Annotated in this window: 1 protein-coding gene; it reads right to left on the reverse strand. The window is 42.0% G+C overall.

The window, feature by feature from the left end:
- Positions 1-614: AMP-binding protein (locus ACFSB2_RS17130; RefSeq protein ID WP_377944326.1), on the reverse strand; the 614-nt coding region annotated here is incomplete at both ends.

Here is a 614-nt window from a genome sequence, read left to right on the forward strand (position 1 = left end):
CCGATTGGCACTAACTGGTCCCATGGATCCAAAACATAAACTTTAGTATTTGCAATTGGATGACCAATAGTTATCCAAGAAAAATCTACGATTTCCGATACCGTAGACCATACCGTCGTCTCAGTGGGCCCATACATGTTAAATATTCGTGCCTGAGTAACACCTTGTAATTCATCCATCAAATATTCTGGCATAGCTTCCCCGCCCAATAAAACGACGGCTAGATTCTGCAAGCTACCTGCGATATCCCTATCCCCACATAACAGTCTCATGCGTGATGGTGTCATCTGCACCAATTCCACATCATGTTCCATGATTATCGAAGCTATTTTTCGCATATCTTTTTGTTCTTTCTCTGATACCATCACCATCGTCATACCACAACTGAGGGGAACTAGACTCTCCAAAACAAAAATATCGAAAGCATACGTCGTTAGCGTAAGGACACGCCGCAATTCGGTAATCGATAGTCGTTCAGAAATACCTCTGATTAGATTTATTACAGAACAATGCTCAATCATAACGCCTTTTGGTGTTCCGGTAGAACCTGATGTGTAAATCACGTACGCCAAATGATTCGGCTGAACCGAGACTGATAAATTAGCTTTCTCTGT

This window comes from Alicyclobacillus fodiniaquatilis (assembly GCF_042678105.1).
Taxonomy (GTDB): Bacteria; Bacillota; Bacilli; order Alicyclobacillales; family Alicyclobacillaceae; genus Alicyclobacillus; species Alicyclobacillus fodiniaquatilis.